The sequence below is a fragment of the Armatimonas sp. genome, from assembly GCF_031410135.1.
GTDB lineage: Bacteria > Armatimonadota > Armatimonadia > Armatimonadales > Armatimonadaceae > Armatimonas.
The window spans coordinates 1-2,833 of sequence record NZ_JANNYP010000766.1 but is presented as its reverse complement, the minus strand read 5'-3'; the positions used below and the strand labels follow the sequence as shown (position 1 = coordinate 2,833).

Below are 2,833 nucleotides of genomic sequence, written 5' to 3'. Positions count from 1 at the left end.
TGGCCTCGTCGAGGGGATTATCTATCTCACCAAGAGCGATGAGGACTTTGTCGAGACCTATGTCAAGAACAAAAAAGGCTGGTTCTAGCTAGTTCAGCGTAAAGCGTGAGCCCTCGGGGCCTTTGCTGATCTCGATGCGGGTGGGGAACCTATCTTTGAGCTCTTCGACATGGGTAATGACCAGAATCAGTGCGAACTCCTCAGAGATCGCTTCGAGGGCCTCGGCGATAGCCTCGCGACCACGGGGGTCTTGAGTGCCAAAGCCCTCGTCTAAGATAAGTGTCTGGAGCGGTGCCCCGGCACGCCGGGCAAGCATCTTGGAGAGCGCGACCCGGAGCGCTAAGTTCACCCGAAACGCCTCGCCGCCGGAGTACATTTCGTAGGCACGGGTTCCCAGATCGTCCTCGATAATGATGTCTAGGGTCTCAATCGGACTGGCCGACTTGGTACGCGCCTCGCGGTGAGTCTCGAAGGCGACACGCATCGCGCCATTGGTCATCCGACCTAGTAAGCGATTGGTCTCCTCTTGGATCTCCGGGAGGGCGTTCTCGATGATCAGCGCCTGCACGCCTTTTTTCCCAAACGCCGCTGTCAGCTCTGCGTAGAGTAGCTCGTCTCGTGCCGCCGCGACCCGATCCGCTTCAGTGCGAGTGCGCTCTTTCTCCCGTACCTTCAGGCGATCCTGCTCCGTCTTCAAGCCCCCAATGCGACTATGTGCCTGGTGCATGTCTGCGTTCTGGCGACGAAGCGCATTCTCTGAATCGGTGAGCACCTGATGGAGTAGTGGGAGGTTGGCGGCACGCTGGCGCATCTCGTCGACTCTCGGACGGCCTTTCTCAATCTTGGTGGAGAGGCTCAGGGCTCGCGCCTCTAGCTCGGTCAAGCGCGGCGGCTCCTCGACGAGAATTCCCTCGGCTTGCGTCAGACGCGCACGCTCGGTGGGAAGCTCTCGGTGGGAACTCCACTGCTGGCGTAGGGAGCGCAGCTCCTCATTGAAGCGCTCGATTTTCTCCAGTTGCGCGGCAAGCACCATGAGCCGCTCTTTCTCCTGGCGTGAAAACTCTCCCGAGTCGAGCTGCTCCGCAAGCGTCTGCCGCTGTTTCTCTCGGTTGGGGAGCTGTGCGATGCGCTCGCGTAGCCGGAGGGCTTCCTGGTGGGCGTGGGCACTGCGGTTGACCAGCTGTGCCACCAAGCGTGAGTCGGTGAGAGCTTGCTCCGAAGCTGCTTTCCACTCCTCCGCGAGCTTCTTGGCCTCGCGTCCCTGTGCGGCAAGTAGGCTCTGCTGCTCGCCGTTGGTCTCCAGCGCCGCTTCGGTCTCAGCAATCGCGGCCTGACGGGCCTTGAGGGTAAGTGGTTGCCCGCAGAACTCACACTGCGATGCGTCCGAGCCCGTCAGAGCGGCCAGGCGTTTCTCTAAGCGCTCCTGCTCGGCTTTGGCACTGTTGCGCTGTGCCTTGAGCTCCGTAAACGCGTCTTCTGCGTAGCCGCGCTCCGCTTCTGCAGCCTTGCGCCGCGCTTCAGGGTCGCCGTAAGCCGCGATCTCGGCCTCACTGGTGGCACGTTCGGCATCGTAGCGCTCTAGTTCCTTGGTCTCTTGCTCAAGGTCCTGCACCTCCCGCGTGAGCCGATAGAGCTCTCGGTCTAGCTCGGTGTGCGCCCGCTGAACGCTCTCTGTGAGCTGCTCCCGCTCGCGGTAGAGGGCTGTAGCTTCCTCGACCTGGCTCTGGAGACTCTGGATGCGCTGCTCCAGCGCGGTGGCTTCTCGTTCCTGCTTTTCTATCTCAGGACGACGGCTCAGAATCGCCTCCGCGTTAGCGATCCGACGGCGCAAGGAGTCGGCCTCGCGGAGAGCGACAGCTTCGTCCTGCTCCAACTCGCGCAGCTTATCGTCCCACTCCTTGGCACTGTTGGCATAGCCCTGGCACTGCTCAAACTGGGTGTGTGCAGTATCACGGGTGGCCTGGAGCTGAGAGAGCTGAGCCGCGGCATCGGCCAGAAGTAGCTCGGCAGACTCTAGCTCGGCATCTATCCGGTCTTTGTCCTGAAGCTCGAAATCAATCTGCGTGAGCTGGCTCTCAGCGGCGCTACGGCGCTCTTTAGCCTCGCGCTGGGTTTCACGGGCACGCTTCTCTAGCTCATCGTAACGTGAGAGATCTAAAATATCGGCGACAATCTGCTTACGCTCGCTGGCCTTGGCGCGGGCAAAGACATCGGCGCGGCCTTGAGCGAGATAGGCTGTGGCGAGAAACATCTCGTAGTTGAGCCGGAGCAGCCCCTCCAGCTTGGCCTTGGTCTCGCGACCATCGCTGATATTACGTAGCGTATCGTCATCCTGCCATGCTTGTAGTGTCCAGACCGGCGAGGTGCCCTTTCGGTCGCGCTGCTTAATAATCCGGTACTTAGCCTCGCCGAGCTGGAAGTCCAGCATCACCCGGCAGCTAGGCGCACCAAGTCGGATCACATCGTCCTCACGTGGCGCACGGGTCTCGCCAAAGAGCACCCAGGTGATCGCATCCAGGATCGCGCTCTTACCATTGCCATTGTCGCCCGAGAGACAGGCCAGGCGCATGTCGTTGAGCGGCAGGGGCGGCACGCCCTTGCCATACGACATAAAGTTTTCGAGCTGGAGCTTGAGAGGGATCATATGAGTTTTCCCTCCCTCCCCCCGGCCCCCTCACCTCCCAATAACAGAGCCCTTCGGGTGGGAGGGAGGGGGTGACACGGAGAGGGCTGGGATGGGGGGAGAGCGGCGCTTTCCCCCTCCCAACCCTCTCCCATTATTGGGAGGGGGTCGGCGCAGTGAGGAACGAGCGAAGACGGGGGGAGGGGAAAC

The 2,833-nt window shown here is 61.3% G+C and carries 1 protein-coding gene; it reads right to left on the bottom strand.

Annotated elements, in window-relative coordinates:
- Positions 1–88: 88 nt before the first annotated feature.
- On the bottom strand, positions 89–2,644 hold the full coding sequence (locus RMO15_RS28085) for an SMC family ATPase (protein WP_309720773.1): 2,556 nt from the start codon (positions 2,642–2,644) through the stop codon (positions 89–91).
- Between the last annotated feature and the right edge of the window lie 189 nt (positions 2,645–2,833).

Bases quoted from the DNA above. Each gene is read 5' to 3' on its own strand.
- RMO15_RS28085 (WP_309720773.1), bottom strand. From the start codon at position 2,644: ATGATCCCTCTCAAGCTCCAGCTCGAAAACTTTATGTCGTATGGCAAG.